The organism is Daejeonella lutea, assembly GCF_900168015.1.
Classification (GTDB): domain Bacteria; phylum Bacteroidota; class Bacteroidia; order Sphingobacteriales; family Sphingobacteriaceae; genus Daejeonella; species Daejeonella lutea.
In genome coordinates, this window is the sequence record NZ_FUYR01000002.1 from 290,524 (window position 1) to 309,562 (window position 19,039).

Below are 19,039 nucleotides of genomic sequence, written 5' to 3' on the forward strand. Positions count from 1 at the left end.
TGCTGATACTCCTTCATTTATTACTCCATTCTTAGATTCTTATCAAGAAACTTTTCGAGTTCCCTGTAAAATTCCAACTTATTCTCAGCGTTCCGGAAAAAGTGACCCTCATTTTCCTTAAGAATATAAGTAACCGGAACTTTTCTTTTCTTAAGCTCCTGGACAAACTGATTAGTCTCATTCATGTTTACGCGAGGATCTTTGCCACCTTGGGCAATTAAAACAGGCGAACGGATCTTATCTGTATGAAAAACGGGGGATACCGCCCTAAAATAATCAGCGTCTACCTCAGGGTTCCCTACTGTTTCATAATACATCTGGACGTATGGCCTGTAGTAGGGTGGTATATCTTTCATATAGGTGAACAGGTTCGTCAACCCCGAATAAGACGCTCCGCATTTATATAATTCAGACTGGAAACATAGGCCGTGGAGTGCTGAATATCCCCCAAAGCTTGAACCATATATGCCTATACGATTTGGATCAGCTACTTTCTTCGTAATCAGCCAGCGAACGCCATCGGTAATATCATCCTGCATTTTACCTCCCCACTCTTTAAATCCTGCGATCCAAAACTTCTTGCCATAACCTTTTGAACCCCGGAAATTGACCTGGAATACAGCATATCCGCGGTTCGCGAGGAACTGGACCTCCGAATTATAACCCCAGCTGTTGCGGGAATCTGGTCCGCCATGTGGCATAACTATTACCGGTAAATTGGTTTCATCTCGCCCTTTTGGCAAAGTTAAATACCCATCAACGGTTAAACCATCACGTGTTTTATAGCTGATTGGTTTCATCTCAGCCATGTCCTCAAGGTTGATGGAAGGATTAACATCCCCTAGCTCCACCAGTTTGTTGTCATTATAGGTATAGCGATAAAAAGAGCCTGGATTCCGATCAGTATAAGTCCGTATTATAAATTTATTCTCTGAAGCATCTGCACTTGTGACTCGAACCTCATTATTAGGCAGAAGTTTTTCCAGCCTGGCATACCTGTCCTTTACTGAATCATCGAGGTAATGGCGGGCTTTCTTCCATGTTTCGTATCCTGCGTAGATCAGTTTGTCTTTATTCGCAGAAAATACTGCTTCAGAAACATCAACTTCAGAATTACTGTAAATTACCCGATGTTCCTTCCCAGTAACACAATCAAGTTCAACAAGGGCCATCTTATCCCGATTCGTGTTTGATAGGGCATATATACAGCTATTATCCTTGCTAAATCCTACCGGAGAAATACTCGCCTTGAAATTGTTGGTAAGGACGACGTTGAAATTATTTTTCTCTGACTCGCGATAAAGCAATGTCTCGTTAACTCCATCGCTTGCAATTGCCATCCTAAGCTGACCATCTCGATCTGCATACCATTTAGTTATATTCCCAGGATTCCTAACAAGAAGAGTGAGTTTTCCTGTCTGGATATTTAATCTATATGCATCAAATACCGTTGAATCACGGCGGTTCAGTGATACCAGAACATTATTATCCTTAACTGGCTCGGAGGTAATTAGCCGGATTTTTGTCTTTGCAAAAGAAAGCAACTCCCGTTTATTTGACCCGTCCCTCCTTACTGCAAACAATCCTGGATCATCATTTTCGGATTCGTTCTTTAAATAAAGGAGCTCATCGTTATTTGCCCAAAAGTGGTAAGCAATACTTCTGTTTGAATCACAAGTTAACTGCGTAGTATTTTTCCCATCCCAGGTTTCAACATAAATATGGATGCGGTTATTATCCGGCTTTAAGTATGAGATATATTCCCCATCCGGAGAAACCAGGAAAGATGTCTTGAAAGCTGCTTTGAAAAAGTTTTCTACAGGAATCCTCTCAACCTTTTTGTCCATTGTACAGGCTATGCTCAACAGGGAAATAAAAAAGAAAAAATATTTTTTAAACTGGTGCATTTCCTGGTTAGTCAGAAACTCTGTACAAAATTCTACAATTCGGTTTCATTGAATGCAATGCAACCGAAAAATTACTATTAATTAAAATTTACCGAAAAATTCCGAATTCAACTTTTCAAGGTAGCAAAAGAATTATAAACGAAATTAACGAGCGCGTAACATTTAAACTACAAGTGACATTCCGAGTCAAATATGACCGTACTTTATTAAAAGGCTTTTAATACATATTATTGGTTATACATTATCGTTATCTTAGTATTCAGGGTGTTAGAGTAAAGGATATACATGAAGAGAATTATTATTCTGATCTTAATCGTTTTCAGTGCGTCGGCTGTTAGGGCACAGGTCAATTCAGATGAAGCGCTGGCTGTACAGTATTTCCAAACCGGCGAATTTGATAAGGCGGCTGTCATATACGAAAAGCTATTTAACCGGACAAAAAACGCCGGATATTACGATCCCTATTTTACCTGCCTATTAAAGACCAAAAAATACGATGAAGCTGAAGAATTAGCTAAAAAACTTTTAAAGGCTAATCCAGGCAATTATACCTATGCTGTTGATGTCGGGCGGGTATACCAGGAGAAAGGTGAGCAGGAGAAAGCCGTGGAGTGGTATAATAAATTAATTAGAGATCTTCCTGCTAATGAATTTGCGATTAAGGATTTGGCGATAACTTTTTACAGGGCTGAGGGTTATGATTTTTCCGTTAAGGCTCTTTTAAACGGCCGAAAGCTAATCAACGATGAAAATGCATTTTCATTTGACCTTTTAAGCCTGTATCGCTACCGTAAGGATAAGCCGATGCTCATTCAGGAATACCTGGTTCTGCTAAACACCAACCCGGAAATACTTCCGCAGGCTCAGAATGTCTTAGCTTCCATTTTAGAAGATAAAGCAGACTACGACCTTTTGAAAACAGCTTTATTACGACGTTTACAAAAGGATCCTCAGAATGTTTCGTATACCGAATTTCTTACCTGGCAATATATCCAGCAGAAAGAATTTGACATGGCATTGCGGCAAACACTTGCTCTGGACCGCAGATTGAAAGAAGATGGAAGCCGTGTTTTTGACCTGTCTCGACTACTATTATCAAATCGTGCATACGATCAGGCTGTTGAGGCATTAAATTATCTGGTGGCAAAAGGGGAAGCAGGAAAATACTACATCCCGGCAAAGGTTGATCTATTAAATACGAAATTCCGGCAACTGACTGCTAATAAATTCAGTCAATCTGATCTTCTTGCCCTAGAGAAAGATTACATGTCTCAACTATCCGAATTTGGCCGGGTTTCTACAATGTCCAACTCCATAAGGCAACTCGCTAACCTTCAGGCATTTTATTTACAAAAGCCCGCTGAAGCGGCACAGGAACTTGCAAAATTAATTGCTTTGCCAGGGTCCAGCCCAGTTATTCTCGCACAGGCAAAACTGGAATTAGGTGATATATATATCCTTACAGGGGAAGTCTGGGAGGCAGCTTTGCTTTATGGACAAGTCGAGAAGCAATTTTCTAATGATACCTACGGGCAGGAAGCAAAATTCAGGAATGCAAAACTTTCTTACTTTCAGGGCGATTATGTGTGGTCAAAGGCTCAACTAGATGTATTAAAAAGTTCGACTACCCAGCTTATAGCAAATGATGCGCTAAATCTTAGTTTACTTATATCAGATAATCTTCAGAAAGAAACAGATACTGCGGCTCTCAAAAAATATTCTTACGCTGATCTCCTGATATTCAAAAATCAGCCGGAAAAAGCACTGTCCCTGCTCGATAGCTTAAACATTCTTTATCCCGGAAATTCTCTTGCAGATGATATTTTAATGGCTAAATCAAGAGTTTATCTTAAGGGAAATGATATCGACAAGGCTGTGGTACAGTTGCAGGAAATCATTGATAAACACGCATCAGATTTATGGGGTGATGATGCTCTTTTTACGCTCGCCGACCTTTACGAAAATAAATTAAGTCAGCCTTCCAAAGCCCTTGAACTCTATCAAAAGATCATTACTGATTTTCCAGGGAGCCTGTATGTTATAGAGGCGAGGAAGAGGTTTAGGTTGTTGAGGGGGGATAAATTGGGGTAAGGAATAGAATACTTGGCCTAGCACTGATTACAGATCACCTTGCGAAGGCACTGATTACAATTTTTCCTACCTTCGCAACATGATCCTTTATAACGTTACTATTATCATTGAGGATAGTATCCACCAAAAGTGGCTCACCTGGATGCAAAATATCCATATTGCGCAAGTGATGGAAACAGGTTGTTTTGCTTCGAACCGAATGCTGAAGGTACTCGACTCTCCAAACGAAGGTATAACTTACTGCATACAATACATCGCTGACTCCATGGAGAAATACGATGAATATAAAGAAAATTATTCCTCAGCTTTACAGGCAGATTTCCCCGCTGAATTTGCCAACAAATTTGTTTCATTCCGTACCCTCATGGAATTTATTGATGCGCGATGACCCTTACAGAAACAAAAATTAAAGGGCTCTTCGTCATCGAACCAAAAGTATGGCGGGATGGCCGTGGGTATTTCTACGAAAGTTACAATGAAAAGGAGTTCTCAAAGGCCGGCATTAAAGCTAATTTCGTTCAGGACAATCAGTCCCTCTCTCAAAAAGGTGCTTTAAGGGGATTACATGCTCAGCAAGATCCAAGTCCCCAGGGAAAACTTGTTCGAGTAATTCGAGGCAGAGTGATAGATGTAGCCATAGACATTAGGAAAAGCTCCCCTACATACGGTCAGCATATTGCAGTTGAACTGAGTGAAGACAACCATAAAATGTTCTGGGTACCCCCCGGCTTTTTACACGGGTTTCTTACACTTGAAGACAATACTATCTTCACATATAAAGTGACTAATCCCTATGATAAAGCGTCAGAAATTGGAGTTCGCTGGAACGACGAAGACTTAAACATCATTTGGGGAATCGACGCATCGGAAGTGATACTTTCCGAAAAAGATAAGGAACTTCCATTATTTAAAGATTTTGTTAGTCCTTTTTAGTTAGTTGTTAGTACTTAGTTGTTAGGTCTAAACGCTGTAAGAAGCAACCATTCCATAATTTGTTTGGCAGATCTTTCACCTCTCACCTCTCATCTATTTAATAAGATTATAAAGCTCGTCCAGTTTCGGTGAAAGTACTATTTCAATCCTTCTGTTCCTGCTTCTTACTTCTGGCGTGGAGCCTGGTTCAAGAGGCTGATACTCACCTTTTCCAGTAGCGGTGATACGGCTGTTCTCAATTTTTTCGCCTTCCGTTAAGAATCTTACGACCGAAGTTGCTCGCAGAACACTCAGATCCCAGTTGTCTTTTATCTGCCCCAGATTAACAACACGTTGGTTATCAGTGTGACCTTCCACGGATATATTGATCTCCGGCTGAGTTTTTAAAACCTTAGCCAGCTCCTGTAATGCAAGTTTGCCTTTGTCATCTATAACGATACTTCCGCTGCTGAAAAGCAACTTGTCAGTTAAGGAAACGTAAACCTTACCATTTCTAATATCGACCGATAATCCGCTCTGCTGAAATCCTAACAAAGCCTTCTGTAGCTTATTTTTCAGGGCATTAGTCGCTTCATCCCGTTTTCTCAATATCTCCTCCACTTCCTTTAATCTGGCTTCTCTTTTCTGAAGATCCGCTGAAAGCTTACTTATTTCGGATGAACTGTTTGAACGCAATGAATTCAGATTATCGTCAAGACCCTGTACTTTTCCTTCAAGACCTGCAATTCGGGAATTCAGCGAAGCCGTATCTGATTTAAGTGACGCAATCTCATCTTCAAGTGATCCAATTTTCGTTCTAGCAGCTTCCCAACCAAGTGAAAGCGAATCTTTTTGAGCTAGCAATGCGTTATATTTTTTTGGAGATATAACCACACAAGATGCAAGGGCTGTAATGAAAAGGACAAAAACAATCGGAACAGATATTTTTCTCATCATAAGATTGGAATTAGGATATAGCATTTCTTAAAAAGATCATAAATGGATGAAGCCTCTCAAATCCGTTGATTACAGCTTCGACAGCATCGTTTCGGGTGAGTTCCTTTGGATCCATGCTATGGGTAAAGGTGAAGCTTTTAAGTTTCAAATATTTGATATCAGGATGATCTGCCGAATAGCCTTTGGGCATAGTTTTAAGTTTATATTCCTGATCAGGCTCTCCAAAATACTCTTTGAAGTCAGGCGCTGTGACAATGTCCCGAAAATCGTTTCCACTATAATCTATCTCCTGCCGTATCGACTTCAACATCTCTGCTTCAGGCATCCAGCATCCGCCGGCCACAAATGATTCTTCAGGATGGATATGTAAGTAATATCCGGGTCCGTTGAAGTTCTTTCCCTGTTGAGAAATACCAGCACCGAAATTTGTTTTATAGGGAGTTTTGTTAAGGCTGAACCTGACATCCCGATAGATCCTCATAACACAAGTTTTTGGATCAAGGTCAGCAGAAATTGTTTTATCGATTTTTGACAGCTCCATTATAAGTTCGCCAACAAATTCGAGCACATTGTTTCGCGCCTCATCGTGCCTTCCCTTATTTTCCTGAAACCATTCCCGGTTGTTATTCTTCGCTAAGTCTTTTAAAAAATTGAATGTCGCAGGTTTGATCATTTTACGAACTAGGTATTAAGCGTTTGGAACGATGGAAAGACACTGTCGACGCAATTGTCGACTTTCAACTAGTTAAGATTTATCTTACCACTTCTCATATGTACAGCAACATTCTTACGCCTGTACTTCTTATACCAAATAAACCCAACTGCAGCTACTGCCAGATAGGGAGCAGCGAGAAGGTACAAAATTCCATCATTGAGTCCGTTACCTTCAGTATTTCCGTTTTGAGTTGAATTATCAGCGTTAAGCGTGCACATTGCACATTGAGCTGAAACTTGAGTAGCGCTCGAAATGACAAATAGAAACATGAAAAGCAAAAGGAATTTCTTGACCGTCTTCATACTTCCAAAGATACAGAGAATGGAGGATGTTTAAAAGGAATGCCGCCTTTAAAATGTATAATATGGGGCTATCATCAAGTAAACAATAACTCCTGTAATGGTAACATATAACCAGATGGGATAACTCCATCTAACCAGTCTTTTATGTTTCTCAACCTGCATTTGCAAGCCCTTCTGAAAGCTGAAGAGAACAAGAGGTAATACAACTGCCGCAAGAACAATATGAGTAATTAGAATAAAATAATATACTGTCCTAACGGGGCCAGTCCCTCCGTAAGTGGTCTTTATACCCGTGGCGTGGAAAATTATGTATGAAACTAGAAAAAGAGATGACAGAATAAATGTGATTATGTTCAGCTTCTTGTGGGTAGATATATCCTTCTTACGGATGAAGTAGAGAGAAAGCAAGAGCAATACACTACAGGTACCGTTGATGATTGCATTTAATTTCGGGAGAACAAATACCCATGAGGGTATAGCACTTTTGTCTGGAAAGATATTAAAGATCTTACTCTGTAATATAACTACTACTGCAAAAACGAAAATCGATACTCCCAGTATAAGCCTCGATATAGATTTATCATTCATACCCTTTTTTTAATATTATTACCGGCCCTTATCATTCCGCAACTCCTCTGTCATCAATACCCGGATCTCATCAACCAGCAAGTTCATCTTTTCATTACCACCCGTAGAATCGTAATAACCACGAATCCTCTTCTTGGAATCAATCAGCACAATCATAGGACTATGAATGAAATTCAACTCCCTGGTTGTATCCTGAATGGCATCTACTAGAAAATCTTGTTTGGCAAGAGAATAAATAAGTTTTCTATCTCCAGTTAGAAAGTCCCATTTAGGATTCTCCGTACGATAATTTTGGCTGTAAGCTTTAAGAACATCCGGCCGGTCATATTCAGGGTCAACACTTATCGAAAGAAACCTCAGGAGTCGATTACCATTATTTATCTTGGCTACCCTTGCCATTTCCCTATTCATATCAGAACAGAACGTAGGACAGCGGGAAAAGAAAAAATTAACCAGGGTTATTTGAGCGCTATCAACCGGGAACGATACAGAATCTCCATTTTGATTAAGTAGTTTGAATTCACGGATCTCATGATACAACGTATCGCGGATCTGCTTACCACGCTTAGTGTGAAATGTTGAAGCCGGTTGTTTGGGCCCATAGATAGAAAGGGGACGATATCTGTTTTCACCCTTCGCCTTGAGCAGATAATAAACAGATCCCGGCACGACTAATAAAATCAGCAGAACCAGGATCTTTTTTACCGGAAAGGTAGTTTGACTCATTAATTCATGTGAAGGTACTGGTAAGAACCTTCAGTAAGCATTAGAATTATAAAGTAAACAATGAATACCAGGGAAACCATGATCCCTGTCTTCAATGCAAATTTTTCATATTTGAGGTGCATAAAATATGCAACGATGTAAAATGCTTTAACAAGGGTGAGGATTACATAGATAAAATTCCCCATACCGTGTCCTAAAATTCCTTTTGGCAAAAGGTAAAGGGCGATAAAGAATTCAATCGCGGTAATTCCAAGCATATAAAAGAAAACCTGCCAGATCTTCTTTTTGGTCATTCCTTCATGTTCCGCATGCGCTGTACCATGCTCGTCGTGTGTGTGTTCTGCAGACATTTTGTATGTTTTATCTGATATTAAACTAAATAGAAGAATGTAAATACGAATACCCAAACAAGGTCTACAAAGTGCCAGTAAAGACCAACCTTCTCAACCATCAGGTAACTTCCGCTGCGTTGGAACACTCCGGAAACAACCATCAATGTGATGATAATATTAATTATCACACCTGTAAAAACGTGGAATCCATGGAAACCTGTTATAGTAAAGAATAGGTTTGAAAACTGAAGGGCACCCACTGTGTCTACACCTGTATAAGTTGCAGGGAAACTACCCCACCAATAACCTTCATGATGAAGGTGAGACCACTCTAAAGCCTGACATCCAAGGAACATTGCACCACCAATAATTGTAGCAATCATCCACCAAACCACCTCTTTTTTCGCATTACGATGTCCTGCTTCAACAGCAAGAACCATAGTTACCGAACTCATGATCAGGATAAATGTCATAATACCTACGAATACCAACGGATAGCCATGATCTGCAAGACCCGGGATTGACTGGAATACAACATCCGGATCTGGCCATGTTAATTTGCTGAAACGTTGTGCTCCATAATAGATCAGAAATGCTGAGAATGTAAAAGCATCCGACAATAGGAAGAACCACATCATCAGTTTACCATATTCTACAGCAAAAGGCGACTTTCCGCCGCTCCAGGCGTCAGTTTTTATTTCATCAAGTTTTGATACAGTAGTACTCATTTAAAGGGTGGTATAGTGGTTTGTTATTGATTCAAAAGTAAGAAAACATATAGATAAATCCATAGGATATCTATAAAATGCCAAAAAATGGATGTCACCTCAAGCCGGAATAAATTGCGTACCTGGGGGATATTTCTCATTTTTCCAACTAGCGAGTAGATAAGCATTATGATGCCTGCAAAAATATGCAGCAAATGTGCGCCGGTAAACACATAGATGAACGATTGAGATGCATTATAGTTCACAAAATATGCTCCGGCTTCCGTTAACACGGCCCAGGCGCTATACTGGCTGAAAAAGAATGCGATACCCAGTACGATCGTCACGAGTGTATAAAGTTTCTGCGCGGCGAAATTCAGCTTTTTTCCTGAAATATACGCCAGGTGCATTGTGATGCTGCTAACAATAATTATGATTGTACTATAAATAAACGCTTTAGGCAGTAACACCTTAATTCCCCGTTCCGCATTACCTTCAGTATAAACTATAAATCCACTGGTTAATGCGGCGAACATCATAAAAGAGGAAATAATGAAAAGCCACATCAGAAATTTTCTGGCTTTAGAGCTTTGCATATCCTCTACTGGTATTTGGTCCATATCTATTTTGCTATAAAGTCAAACAAAAGGGTTAATTGAAGAAGCGGCAAATAGAAGAAAGAAGTATACATCAGTTGTTTTGCCGAAGTAACGTCCCTATTTTGATAAAGTTGAACCGCCTGCCAACAGAAGTATAAACCTGCAATCAATGCTATCGCACCATAAATATTACCTCCGAACGCTTGACCTGAAGGCATTAAATATATGGTTGGCATTAGGCTAACCGGAATCAAAATTATCGTAGACGCCAAGGTCATAAAGGCACTTGTTTTATCTTGTTTTGTGGTTGGTAACAGTTGAAAACCTGCACGTTTATAGTCTTCATCCAATACCCAGGCTATTGCCCAGAAATGCGGGAACTGCCATACAAACTGAATAAGAAAAAGAATAACAGGTATCCACGAAATACGTGGCTCGTGAAAGGCGGCGAAATATCCAATAAGTGGTGGTAATGCTCCGGGAAATGCTCCAATGAATACTGCTATCGGCGATTTACGCTTCATCGGGGTATAAACAAAAGCATAAAGAAAAATTGAAAAAACTGCCAGCACACCTGTAGGAAAATTCAACCTCAATAAGAGGTATGTACCTGCAATTCCCATGATCAAACTTAAGACGAGGGCCTGGCCCGTTGTCATATGCCCGGAAGGTATCGGCCGGTCCATCGTCCGCTTCATCAATTTATCTAGATCTTTTTCAATTATCTCGTTAAAACCATTCGCTGCACCGGTTACCAAGAATCCTCCAACTGTCAGGATCACCCAGTTAATCCAGTTGATATCACCCTGTTGCTTACTCCCCATCAAAAAACAGATTGATGCCGAGAAAACCACAGTCAGTGTTAACCTCAATTTAATTAACTTATTAAAATCGGAGAGGAATTTCTTCACTATATTTATTTCAATTAAGTATCTCCAGCCTGCTTTTCTTTAACAGGAGCAGTAGGTAAAACTGGGCACCGAAAACAAGCGTCGCCAGTAAAATGTGTATCGCCTGAGCAACAGGCGGTAATCCCACGTACGAGAGTATCAAACCTGTGATTATTTGAAGAACAATCAGCAAAAATACGTATGATATATATTTATACTGGTATCCAGCCACAGGATATCGCTTCCTGATTAGTACAAATGATACTACGTTTACAATTATCACAAGTATCGCAAGATCCCTATGGTATATAAAATTCGCACCTACCTGCGAAACCCATTCCGACCGGTTGAGATCACTCATTAATGTTGATACCATGTCAATCTGTTCTCTGACTTCAGTGCCTAATGTGATCTGAACCACCGTCAGGATTAAACCGGTATAAGCTAAAATGGTAACCAAAACAGAACCTATGTTTGTAAGGACACTCTTATCCCGAAGTGAGCGCGCCTCATAATAGGTATAAATTGAAATAGCCAAAATCGCTATAGCTACGAGCATGTGTATGGTAACTACCCAGGCAAGTAAATTCGTTGACACTACTATGGATCCAAGCCATCCCTGAAAACCTACTAGGAAAAGATTAAATAAACTCCAGAAGAATATGCGACTACGTGTTCTTAAATACGTAATAGATGCAACAACACATGCTATTAAGAATAAGCCAACTAAAGCACCCAAGAGTCTGTTAACGTATTCCGTCCATGTCTTTGCTGCATTGAATTCATCTGGCTTTAAAATGCTTTTGTCATTCCTGATCCGGTAAGCGAGATCTCCATAACCCAAAAGGTCTAGTGTCTTTGCAAATCGCTCGTTCTTACGAATCCGCTTATCAACATACTTTTCGTGATAATTTGCCGGAAGTTGGGAAATGTGAGTTGGAGGAATATACTGATCGAAACATTTAGGCCAATCTGGACATCCCATCCCCGAACCGGTACTGCGAACAACTCCTCCGGCCAGTATAAGCAGAAAAAGAGCTACTACAGAGATATAATTTATCGCCAGGAATCTCTTCTCACTTGAAGGATACATTTCGGTTTATAAAAAGTCCATTCGGACTGTTTCCAGAAGAAGGGGGAGTTGGTAAACCCTACTGACGACTATCAGCCGTCAGCAGGAGGTCCCTTCTTTCTATTTAATTTCTTCGGAAGCCGGGCTTTTAACCGCATGCTGCCTTTCCCATTCTTGCTGAATAAGTTCTGCTTCAGGATTATCTTCAAAGTCATGCTGAAGATTCGAGCTCATTGTTTCAGAGAAAGGGGTAGTTTGAGGAATAAAATCTTCGTGATGACCTGGCTTGCTGTAATCATACGGCCAGCGGTAAACTGAAGGAATTTCTCCGGGCCAGTTACCATGCAGATGCTCTACAGGGGCCGTCCACTCAAGAGTATTTGACTCCCACGGATTCTGACTTGACTTTTTACCGTACCAGATAGAATAAAAGAAATTCCACAAGAATGCAACCTGAGCAAGTGCCGCTATAATTGCGGCCCATGTGATAAATACGTTAACAGTTAACCATTCCTGCATAAATGCAAACTCAGTAAAGGCGTAGTAACGGCGGGGTACACCATCAATACCCATAAAGTGCATCGGGAAGAAAACAAGATATGCTCCGATAAATGTCAGCCAGAAGTGAATATACCCTAATCTCTCATCCATTAAACGGCCGAACATTTTTGGATACCAGTGATAGACTCCACAAAGCATTCCAAATATAGCTGCAGCACCCATTACAAGGTGGAAGTGAGCTACTACGAAGTACGTGTCGTGAAGATTAATGTCAAGGGCCGCATTACCAAGGAAAATACCGGTCAAACCACCTGAGATAAAGAAAGACACAAGTCCGATTGCAAAAAGCATAGCTGGAGTGAATCTCAAATTACCACGCCAGATTGTAGCAAGATAGTTGAATGTTTTAACCGCTGAAGGAACTGCAATGATTAGTGTTGTGATCATGAAGACCCCTCCCAGGAATGGATTCATCCCCGTTACGAACATATGGTGACCCCAAACGATGAATGATAATACGGTGATACCAATTAATGAATAAACCATTGCATGGTAACCAAAGATCGGTTTACGGGAGTTTGTTGCAATAACCTCAGATGTAATACCAAGGGCCGGCATAATTACTATGTAAACCTCCGGGTGACCAAGGAACCAGAACAAGTGCTGCCACAGTACCGGACTTCCACCTTGATTAGGCAGAATTTGACCAGCAACAACGATATCGGATAGATAGAAACTTGTACCGAAACTACGATCAAAAATCAAAAGAACAACTGCTGAAACTAATACCGGGAATGAAAGTACCCCAACGATGGCTGTTAAGAAAAACGCCCAGATCGTTAAAGGCATCTTCCACATGTCCATACCAGTTGTGCGCATATTCAGTACGGTAGAAATATAATTTAGAGCTCCAATTAGCGATGATGCAATGAATGCAACCATACTAATCAGCCATAAGGTCATACCCGTTCCCGAACCGGCTATCGCTTTTGGCAATGCCGATAGCGGCGGATAAACAGTCCATCCTGCACTCGCCGGTCCGCTTTCAACAAAGAACGAAGCCATCATAATACAGCAAGCTGTGAAGAAGAACCAATATGAAAGCATGTTAAGGAATGGCGAAGCCATATCCCGTGCACCGAGTTGCAATGGAATTAGTAGATTACTGAATGTTCCGCTAAGCCCCGCAGTCAGTACAAAGAATACCATCATGGTGCCATGTATTGTAACCAATGCCAGGTAGAAGTCCGGTTTTATTCTACCTCCCTCAGCCCATTTGCTCCCTAAGAAAGTCTCCAATAATGGGAAACTCTTTTCTGGCCAGGCCAGTTGTAATCTGAATAAGATTGAAAGTATCATTGCAATAACAGCCATGATAATCCCTGTGATCAGGAACTGTTTTGCGATCATTTTATGATCCTGGCTAAAGATATATTTCGTTATAAATGTTTCTTTATGATGCCCGTGATCATGACCGTGATCGTCGTGGTGGTGAAGTACGGCTGTATCGTGTATTGCTGTGCTTGCCATAATTATTTGGTGGTTGTATTAGTATTTAACGCAATTTTCTTATTCTCTCCTGCACTCTTTTGCTCCGCCATCTGAAGCTCTTTCTTTACATCGTCACTGTAGTATAAAGGCTGTTTTGCAATCCAAACTGCATATTCAGCCTCGGTTACTACCGTAACTTTTGCTTGCATATTATAATGACCCGCACCGCAAATCTTCGCGCATAGCAGCACATAATCATAAGCAGGGTTATTACGTTTCTCTCTCATTTGCGCAGTTGTTAAGCGCGGGGTGAACTGGAAATATGTAGGCATACCCGGAACAGCGTTAATCTGTACCCTGAAATCTGGCAAATAGAAACTGTGAAGGATATCTTTCGAACCAATTGTAACCCGGACTGGTTTACCTACTGGTATTACAATCTCACCTACAAGTTTGTCATCCCAACTTTTCTGATCTTTGAAATCTATACCCAAACCATTGGTAGGGGTAGTCAGCTTGAAATTACGTTTCCCTATTGAATTGTCTTCTCCTGAATAGCGCAAGTTCCATTTGAATTGCTCACCTATCACTTCAATGTTCATTGCCTTTTTCTGATCTTCTTCAGAAACATTGGTGATGCTTCGCCATGTGAAAAATCCAAGAAGCACAAGTACGGTTAAAGCGATTGCCGGAACGATTGTCCAGATGCGCTCAAGTGCGTTGTTATGTGGGTAGAAGTATGCTTTTCTTTCTTTTGATCCGCGATATTGATATGAAAAACCAAATAAAGCAATGTGAGTAAGAATGAAAACGATTGTCGTAATGATAAGGGTGATATTGAACATGAAGTCAATATCCATACCGTGCTCTGACGCCGATTCGTGCATACTCATGGGGCCCTGTACTGAATATGACCAGTATACACCGTACAAACCAGCCAATAAGAACACAATGAACAAGCCACCCTGGAACTTCCTTGAATCAAATTTTGCTCCTTTACGTCCCTGAATATCCCTGCTCACTTCGTACACTTCCATAACTTTCCCAACTACGGCAATGAACACGCAGAAGAGAATAAACAATAGAAGATAATACGCTCCAGTTTTATAAGCAGCAGAATGATCAACTTCTGTAGATCCCGGCTGCATATTCTTGTATCTGGCTGCTGTATCTACGGCAGTGCTGATAAGCGGTGCCGATGACGGTGAAACCTGAGTAGCTGACACCGCAGCAGTATCTGCTACCGTCGATATTGAACTAACTGCAGTATCCTGAACCTGTGCTGAAACCGTATAACTAGATACTGTAAGAGCGCAAGCAACTAATACAGATGCAGCAATCCTGATATTAAAAATTTCTCTTAACCTCATTTTATTCGTACTATTTACCTTTTGGACCTCTTGTTTAAATTTGGTGATGCAAGCTTTCTTCAAGGAAAGGGTGATTGGTTGGAACCATTGACCTCTTGCTTAATTGATTCAGCGTTAGGAATGCAAATAATCCTGCAAATCCAATTGCAATACCTATTTCGATAATACCGAAACCTCGGTGTGCTTCAACAGTTCCAGGCATGATCATCATATAATAATCCAGCCAGTGACCGCAAAGAAGCATGATACAAACAAACATTAAGGTGTTTGTCTGACGTTTAGAACCACGGGCCATCAATATCAGTATCGGTGCGACGAAGTTTATCACGATGTTTACCCAAAACCAAGGAAGGTATTCAGGCTCCCATCTTTTGTAGAAGTAAACTGTTTCCTCCGGCATGTTGGCGTAGTAGATAAGTAGGAACTGCGCAAACCATACATATGTCCAGAAGATAGAGAATGCGAAGATGAACTTACCTAAATCATGAAGGTGATTCTCATTAATCCATGATAAATAACCACCTTTTTTAAGAAGGATAACGATTAAAGTAATAACACATAATCCACTAACCCACATCGCTGCAAAGTTATACCATCCGAACATGGTAGAAAACCAGTGCGCTTCAAGCGACATAATCGTGTCAAATGCCCAGATTGGTGTTGTAAATCCGAAGATGATGAGGAATACAGCTGACCATTTTATGCTTTTATCGTAGAAAACTAAACCCCCTTGTTCTGCTTCACGCTGTGCATACTTAGCAAACAGATAGGCAAAGAAACTATAAGCTCCTAAAAATATTGCCAAACGAGCAAGGAAGAATGGCACATTAAGATAAACGGCTTTACCCGCAATGATTTTATCATAATTAGCGCTGGATGGGTCTGTTAAACCATCGCCATTCCAATGGTGATATAAGTTGTGAGTCATCAGGCCTGCAGCACAAACTACAAACAAAATAACGGATGCAATCGGAAGTACCCTTGACATTGCCTGAGGAATTCGTAGCAATCCTGTTGCCCAGCCCGCCTGCGCTACATATTGCAGAGCGATAAAAAATAGACCTGTGGCGCAAACGCATGTGAAATAATATGCCATCAGCAGTAAGTTTGCGTATGTACGCTCAGCATGGTCAGTCAGAAAGCCAAAGGCAATTGACAGAACACCTACCACTATTGCTATAAGGCTCCAGGTTTTTAATTTGCCTGAAAAAACAAATTGTTCAGAAAAATTATGAGTATGAGTATGATTATGATTTCCCATCTGGTTTTAGCAATTGACTATTGTAATTTTTGTAATTCGTGAACGTACATAACAATTTTCCACCGTTGCTCCGGAGTTAACTGATATTTGTGCGGACCCATAAGGTTCAATCCATAAGTTATCGTATGGTATATTTTTCCGTCGGTAAGATCTTTCATAGATCCCCCTCTTGAAGAATTACCAGTTGAATATGACGGTGGTGCCGGGAACTTTTCCATCTTCACAATAGAACCATCTCCTTTACCTTCATTACCGTGGCAGTGCGAGCACATATTCAGGTAAAGCGTTTTCCCCTGCTCAAGAGTCGGTACAGTTACTGGAAGCGGGTTAGACAAACCTGCGCTAGCTGCCTGATACCCCTCAGGAGTATTTGGATAATTTTCATTTTTGTCAAATCCTACTGGTGAGGTTCCAGCGGGCGGAGTTTGAGCTGTCTTCCCGTCCTTGAAGTTCTTATTAGGCTGATCCGGGTTATAAGCGATCGGATCATACATATTACGGGCATACTCGATACCTGTGCTTCTATTATTTGAACAAGAAGTTATAACTGAAGCAGTTGCAACAGTTAAAAAAGCGGTACAAATTATCAGGACCTTATTCATAACTAACATATTTCCTTTCGTTGTGCTTAATTTCAACAGCACCAGCTTCTTTTAAAATGTTGTCAATTTTATCGTGATACGGGTTTTCCTTCGCATCAATCGCCACTACAAAACGGTCGTTAGTTGCGCGAAGATCCATAACTCTTGGAGCACGTCCGGGAGCCAGGTGATTAACAAAGAAATAAGTTCCCACCATACCGAACGAACAGAATAGAACTGTTAACTCAAACATGATTGGCACAAAATCCGGGAAAGCAAAGTGAGGCTTACCACCGATGTTCATAGGCCAGTCGTAAACCAGCATATAATAGATCATCGAGATAGCTGTGATCGTTCCTGTCAGTCCAAAGCAGAATGCTACCTTTCCTAAACGTGAACGTTTGATCCCTAATTTATCTTCAATACCATGTATAGGCATCGGGGTGAATACATCGTAAATTTTAACGTTGCCTTCCTGTAACTTATCGATCCCATGCATTAGGTCATCCGGATCTGCAAAATGCCCTAAAATATATTTTATGTTACTCATCTTTATGCTTTTTCGTATTCCGCAACTCGGGGTGAAACACTATCGTATTTTTCAAGAGATTCCTGGTAGTATGCTGCTTCTCCTGCATCAACTTTTCCTTCGCGGATCAGCTTTTGTTTAGCCTGGTCACTTGAGCTCTTCAGCAACAATTTAACCTCAGCCATTGCAATTGCTGGTAATACTCTCAGGAACAACAAAAATAATGTAAAGAACAATCCGATTGATCCGATGAATACACACACGTCAACCCAGCTTGGGTAAAACATAACCCAGCTTGATGGCAGGTAATCACGGTGCAGAGAGGTTACGATAATTACGAAACGCTCGAACCACATACCGATATTCACAATGATTGAAAGGATCCATGACCAGGCAATGCTTGTACGGATCTTCTTGATCCAGAATATCTGTGGTGTAAACACGTTACAGGTCATCATACTCCAGTATGCCCACCAGTACGGACCGCTTACACGGTTAAGGAATGCGTATTGCTCGTATTCAGCGCCTGAATACCAAGCAATGAATAGCTCAGTTAAGTATGCCACACCAACGATTGAACCAGTAAGAATGATAATCTTATTCATCGATTCAATATGGAACATAGTGATGTAGTTTTCAAAGTTCATCACCTTACGTGCAACAAGCAATAAGGTTTGTACCATCGCAAATCCAGAGAAGATCGCACCAGCCACGAAGTATGGAGGAAAGATCGTTGTGTGCCATCCCGGAACCAGTGATGTTGCAAAGTCCATGGATACAATGGTGTGTACGGAAAGTACAAGTGGTGTTGATACACCTGCAAGGATCAATGAAACAAGCTCAAAACGCTGCCAGGTTTTAACCGATCCATTCCAGCCGAAAGAAAGGATAGAGTAGATACGACGGCGTAAGCCAGTAGCACGGTCACGGATAGTAGCGATATCAGGAAGTAAGCCTGTATACCAGAATACTAATGAAACCGAGAAGTAAGTGGAGATCGCGAATACGTCCCATACCAGCGGAGAGTTAAAGTTCACCCATAGCGAACCGAACTGATTCGGTAATGGTAATGCCCAGTAAAACATCCATGGGCGGCCCATGTGCGATATAATGTAAGTGGCGGCACAAATAACGGCGAAGATTGTCATCGCCTCTGCTGAACGGTTAATGGAGTTACGCCAGTTCTGACGGAATAGCAAGAGTACGGCAGAAATAAGTGTTCCCGCGTGACCAATACCTACCCACCAAACGAAACCGGTGATATCCCATGCCCAGCCTACAGTTTTATTTAATCCCCATTCGCCGATACCGAACCAGAATGTCCAGCTTACTGCGAATACCCAAAGGCCAGCGCCCAGTGCCGAAACGATGAATCCGATCCACCATGCTTTGTTAGGCTTATTTTCTACCGGAACCAATATATCTTCAGTAACCTTGGAGTAGGTGATATTTTCACCGGTTACTAAGGGTTCTCTAAGTATAGACTCGTGATGAGATGACATATCTTT

General features: G+C 41.0%; 20 protein-coding genes. 3 read left to right on the forward strand and 17 right to left on the reverse strand.

The genetic code is table 11. The annotated features are described in order from the left end of the window. Positions 1-20 precede the first annotated feature (20 nt). Positions 21-1,847 (reverse strand): S9 family peptidase, encoded by a 1,827-nt coding sequence (locus B5X60_RS10315; protein ID WP_245803506.1) that lies wholly within the window; start codon positions 1,845-1,847, stop codon positions 21-23. A gap of 345 nt (positions 1,848-2,192) precedes the next feature. On the opposite strand from B5X60_RS10315, the gene B5X60_RS10320 reads away from it, so the two are divergent. The 3 genes from B5X60_RS10320 to rfbC all read left to right on the forward strand — a co-directional run bounded on the left by B5X60_RS10320 (position 2,193) and on the right by rfbC (position 4,931). Further along, positions 2,193-3,998, forward strand: a complete 1,806-nt coding sequence (locus tag B5X60_RS10320) for a tetratricopeptide repeat protein (RefSeq protein ID WP_079702615.1) — start codon at positions 2,193-2,195, stop codon at positions 3,996-3,998. A 79-nt stretch (positions 3,999-4,077) separates the two neighbouring features. After that, the gene (locus B5X60_RS10325) at positions 4,078-4,386 is read left to right on the forward strand and encodes a DUF4286 family protein (protein WP_079702616.1); all 309 of its coding nucleotides are present in this window, start codon (positions 4,078-4,080) and stop codon (positions 4,384-4,386) included. After that, entirely contained in the window at positions 4,383-4,931 is a 549-nt protein-coding gene (rfbC, locus tag B5X60_RS10330; protein ID WP_079702617.1) for a dTDP-4-dehydrorhamnose 3,5-epimerase, read from the forward strand. The genes B5X60_RS10325 and rfbC overlap by 4 nt, the downstream gene beginning before the upstream one ends. 93 nt (positions 4,932-5,024) lie before the next feature. Here rfbC and B5X60_RS10335 read toward each other — a convergent pair whose 3' ends face one another. The 16 genes from B5X60_RS10335 to nrfD form a co-directional block, all read right to left on the reverse strand. Then, positions 5,025-5,864 (reverse strand): OmpA/MotB family protein, encoded by an 840-nt coding sequence (locus B5X60_RS10335; RefSeq protein ID WP_079703238.1) that lies wholly within the window; start codon positions 5,862-5,864, stop codon positions 5,025-5,027. A gap of 13 nt (positions 5,865-5,877) precedes the next feature. Continuing rightward, positions 5,878-6,540: a DUF2461 domain-containing protein gene (locus B5X60_RS10340; protein ID WP_079702618.1), complete on the reverse strand. Its 663-nt coding sequence runs from the start codon at positions 6,538-6,540 to the stop codon at positions 5,878-5,880. Positions 6,541-6,608: 68 nt separating this feature from the next. Next, positions 6,609-6,884: a hypothetical protein gene (locus B5X60_RS10345; protein ID WP_079702619.1), complete on the reverse strand. Its 276-nt coding sequence runs from the start codon at positions 6,882-6,884 to the stop codon at positions 6,609-6,611. A 48-nt stretch (positions 6,885-6,932) separates the two neighbouring features. Next, a complete protein-coding gene (locus B5X60_RS10350) occupies positions 6,933-7,472 on the reverse strand; it encodes a DUF420 domain-containing protein (RefSeq protein WP_079702620.1) in 540 nt (179 codons plus the stop codon). An 18-nt stretch (positions 7,473-7,490) separates the two neighbouring features. Beyond that, on the reverse strand, positions 7,491-8,198 hold the full coding sequence (locus B5X60_RS10355) for an SCO family protein (protein WP_079702621.1): 708 nt from the start codon (positions 8,196-8,198) through the stop codon (positions 7,491-7,493). Continuing rightward, on the reverse strand, positions 8,198-8,548 hold the full coding sequence (locus B5X60_RS10360; protein ID WP_079702622.1) for a cytochrome C oxidase subunit IV family protein: 351 nt from the start codon (positions 8,546-8,548) through the stop codon (positions 8,198-8,200). Before B5X60_RS10360 ends, B5X60_RS10355 begins: the two co-directional genes overlap by 1 nt. A 20-nt stretch (positions 8,549-8,568) precedes the next feature. Then, entirely contained in the window at positions 8,569-9,258 is a 690-nt protein-coding gene (locus tag B5X60_RS10365) for a cytochrome c oxidase subunit 3 (RefSeq protein WP_079702623.1), read from the reverse strand. Between the two features lie 23 nt (positions 9,259-9,281). Further along, complete coding sequence (locus B5X60_RS10370) at positions 9,282-9,857, reverse strand: cytochrome c oxidase subunit 3 (RefSeq protein ID WP_079702624.1); 576 nt, start codon at positions 9,855-9,857, stop codon at positions 9,282-9,284. Positions 9,858-9,859: 2 nt separating this feature from the next. Then, entirely contained in the window at positions 9,860-10,747 is an 888-nt protein-coding gene (gene cyoE / locus B5X60_RS10375; protein ID WP_079702625.1) for a heme o synthase, read from the reverse strand. 10 nt (positions 10,748-10,757) lie between these two features. After that, complete coding sequence (locus tag B5X60_RS10380; RefSeq protein ID WP_079702626.1) at positions 10,758-11,819, reverse strand: COX15/CtaA family protein; 1,062 nt, start codon at positions 11,817-11,819, stop codon at positions 10,758-10,760. Between the two features lie 99 nt (positions 11,820-11,918). Continuing rightward, a complete protein-coding gene (locus tag B5X60_RS10385) occupies positions 11,919-13,829 on the reverse strand; it encodes a cytochrome c oxidase subunit I (protein WP_079702627.1) in 1,911 nt (636 codons plus the stop codon). 2 nt (positions 13,830-13,831) lie between these two features. After that, the gene (locus tag B5X60_RS10390; protein WP_079702628.1) at positions 13,832-15,160 is read right to left on the reverse strand and encodes a cytochrome c oxidase subunit II; all 1,329 of its coding nucleotides are present in this window, start codon (positions 15,158-15,160) and stop codon (positions 13,832-13,834) included. 34 nt (positions 15,161-15,194) lie between these two features. Continuing rightward, positions 15,195-16,421: a quinol:cytochrome C oxidoreductase gene (locus B5X60_RS10395; RefSeq protein WP_079702629.1), complete on the reverse strand. Its 1,227-nt coding sequence runs from the start codon at positions 16,419-16,421 to the stop codon at positions 15,195-15,197. Between the two features lie 17 nt (positions 16,422-16,438). Continuing rightward, positions 16,439-17,023: a c-type cytochrome gene (locus B5X60_RS10400; RefSeq protein ID WP_407641465.1), complete on the reverse strand. Its 585-nt coding sequence runs from the start codon at positions 17,021-17,023 to the stop codon at positions 16,439-16,441. Continuing rightward, positions 17,016-17,552, reverse strand: a complete 537-nt coding sequence (locus tag B5X60_RS10405) for a DUF3341 domain-containing protein (RefSeq protein WP_079702631.1) — start codon at positions 17,550-17,552, stop codon at positions 17,016-17,018. Before B5X60_RS10405 ends, B5X60_RS10400 begins: the two co-directional genes overlap by 8 nt. Before the next feature lie 2 nt (positions 17,553-17,554). Continuing rightward, positions 17,555-19,033, reverse strand: a complete 1,479-nt coding sequence (gene nrfD / locus B5X60_RS10410; protein ID WP_079702632.1) for an NrfD/PsrC family molybdoenzyme membrane anchor subunit — start codon at positions 19,031-19,033, stop codon at positions 17,555-17,557. Positions 19,034-19,039 lie beyond the last annotated feature (6 nt).

What these genes read in the sequence shown, in the direction of transcription:
- B5X60_RS10385 (WP_079702627.1), bottom strand. Translation starts at nt 13,829, where the DNA reads ATGGCAAGCACAGCAATACACGATACAGCCGTACTTCACCACCACGAC.
- B5X60_RS10345 (WP_079702619.1), bottom strand. Translation starts at nt 6,884, where the DNA reads ATGAAGACGGTCAAGAAATTCCTTTTGCTTTTCATGTTTCTATTTGTC.
- B5X60_RS10315 (WP_245803506.1), bottom strand. Translation starts at nt 1,847, where the DNA reads ATGGACAAAAAGGTTGAGAGGATTCCTGTAGAAAACTTTTTCAAAGCA.
- B5X60_RS10370 (WP_079702624.1), bottom strand. Translation starts at nt 9,857, where the DNA reads ATGGACCAAATACCAGTAGAGGATATGCAAAGCTCTAAAGCCAGAAAA.
- B5X60_RS10350 (WP_079702620.1), bottom strand. Translation starts at nt 7,472, where the DNA reads ATGAATGATAAATCTATATCGAGGCTTATACTGGGAGTATCGATTTTC.
- rfbC (WP_079702617.1), top strand. Translation starts at nt 4,383, where the DNA reads ATGACCCTTACAGAAACAAAAATTAAAGGGCTCTTCGTCATCGAACCA.
- B5X60_RS10400 (WP_407641465.1), bottom strand. Translation starts at nt 17,023, where the DNA reads ATGAATAAGGTCCTGATAATTTGTACCGCTTTTTTAACTGTTGCAACT.
- B5X60_RS10380 (WP_079702626.1), bottom strand. Translation starts at nt 11,819, where the DNA reads ATGTATCCTTCAAGTGAGAAGAGATTCCTGGCGATAAATTATATCTCT.
- B5X60_RS10355 (WP_079702621.1), bottom strand. Translation starts at nt 8,198, where the DNA reads ATGAGTCAAACTACCTTTCCGGTAAAAAAGATCCTGGTTCTGCTGATT.
- B5X60_RS10360 (WP_079702622.1), bottom strand. Translation starts at nt 8,548, where the DNA reads ATGTCTGCAGAACACACACACGACGAGCATGGTACAGCGCATGCGGAA.
- B5X60_RS10395 (WP_079702629.1), bottom strand. Translation starts at nt 16,421, where the DNA reads ATGGGAAATCATAATCATACTCATACTCATAATTTTTCTGAACAATTT.
- B5X60_RS10340 (WP_079702618.1), bottom strand. Translation starts at nt 6,540, where the DNA reads ATGATCAAACCTGCGACATTCAATTTTTTAAAAGACTTAGCGAAGAAT.
- B5X60_RS10365 (WP_079702623.1), bottom strand. Translation starts at nt 9,258, where the DNA reads ATGAGTACTACTGTATCAAAACTTGATGAAATAAAAACTGACGCCTGG.
- B5X60_RS10405 (WP_079702631.1), bottom strand. Translation starts at nt 17,552, where the DNA reads ATGAGTAACATAAAATATATTTTAGGGCATTTTGCAGATCCGGATGAC.
- nrfD (WP_079702632.1), bottom strand. Translation starts at nt 19,033, where the DNA reads ATGTCATCTCATCACGAGTCTATACTTAGAGAACCCTTAGTAACCGGT.
- B5X60_RS10320 (WP_079702615.1), top strand. Translation starts at nt 2,193, where the DNA reads ATGAAGAGAATTATTATTCTGATCTTAATCGTTTTCAGTGCGTCGGCT.
- B5X60_RS10335 (WP_079703238.1), bottom strand. Translation starts at nt 5,864, where the DNA reads ATGAGAAAAATATCTGTTCCGATTGTTTTTGTCCTTTTCATTACAGCC.
- B5X60_RS10325 (WP_079702616.1), top strand. Translation starts at nt 4,078, where the DNA reads ATGATCCTTTATAACGTTACTATTATCATTGAGGATAGTATCCACCAA.
- B5X60_RS10390 (WP_079702628.1), bottom strand. Translation starts at nt 15,160, where the DNA reads ATGAGGTTAAGAGAAATTTTTAATATCAGGATTGCTGCATCTGTATTA.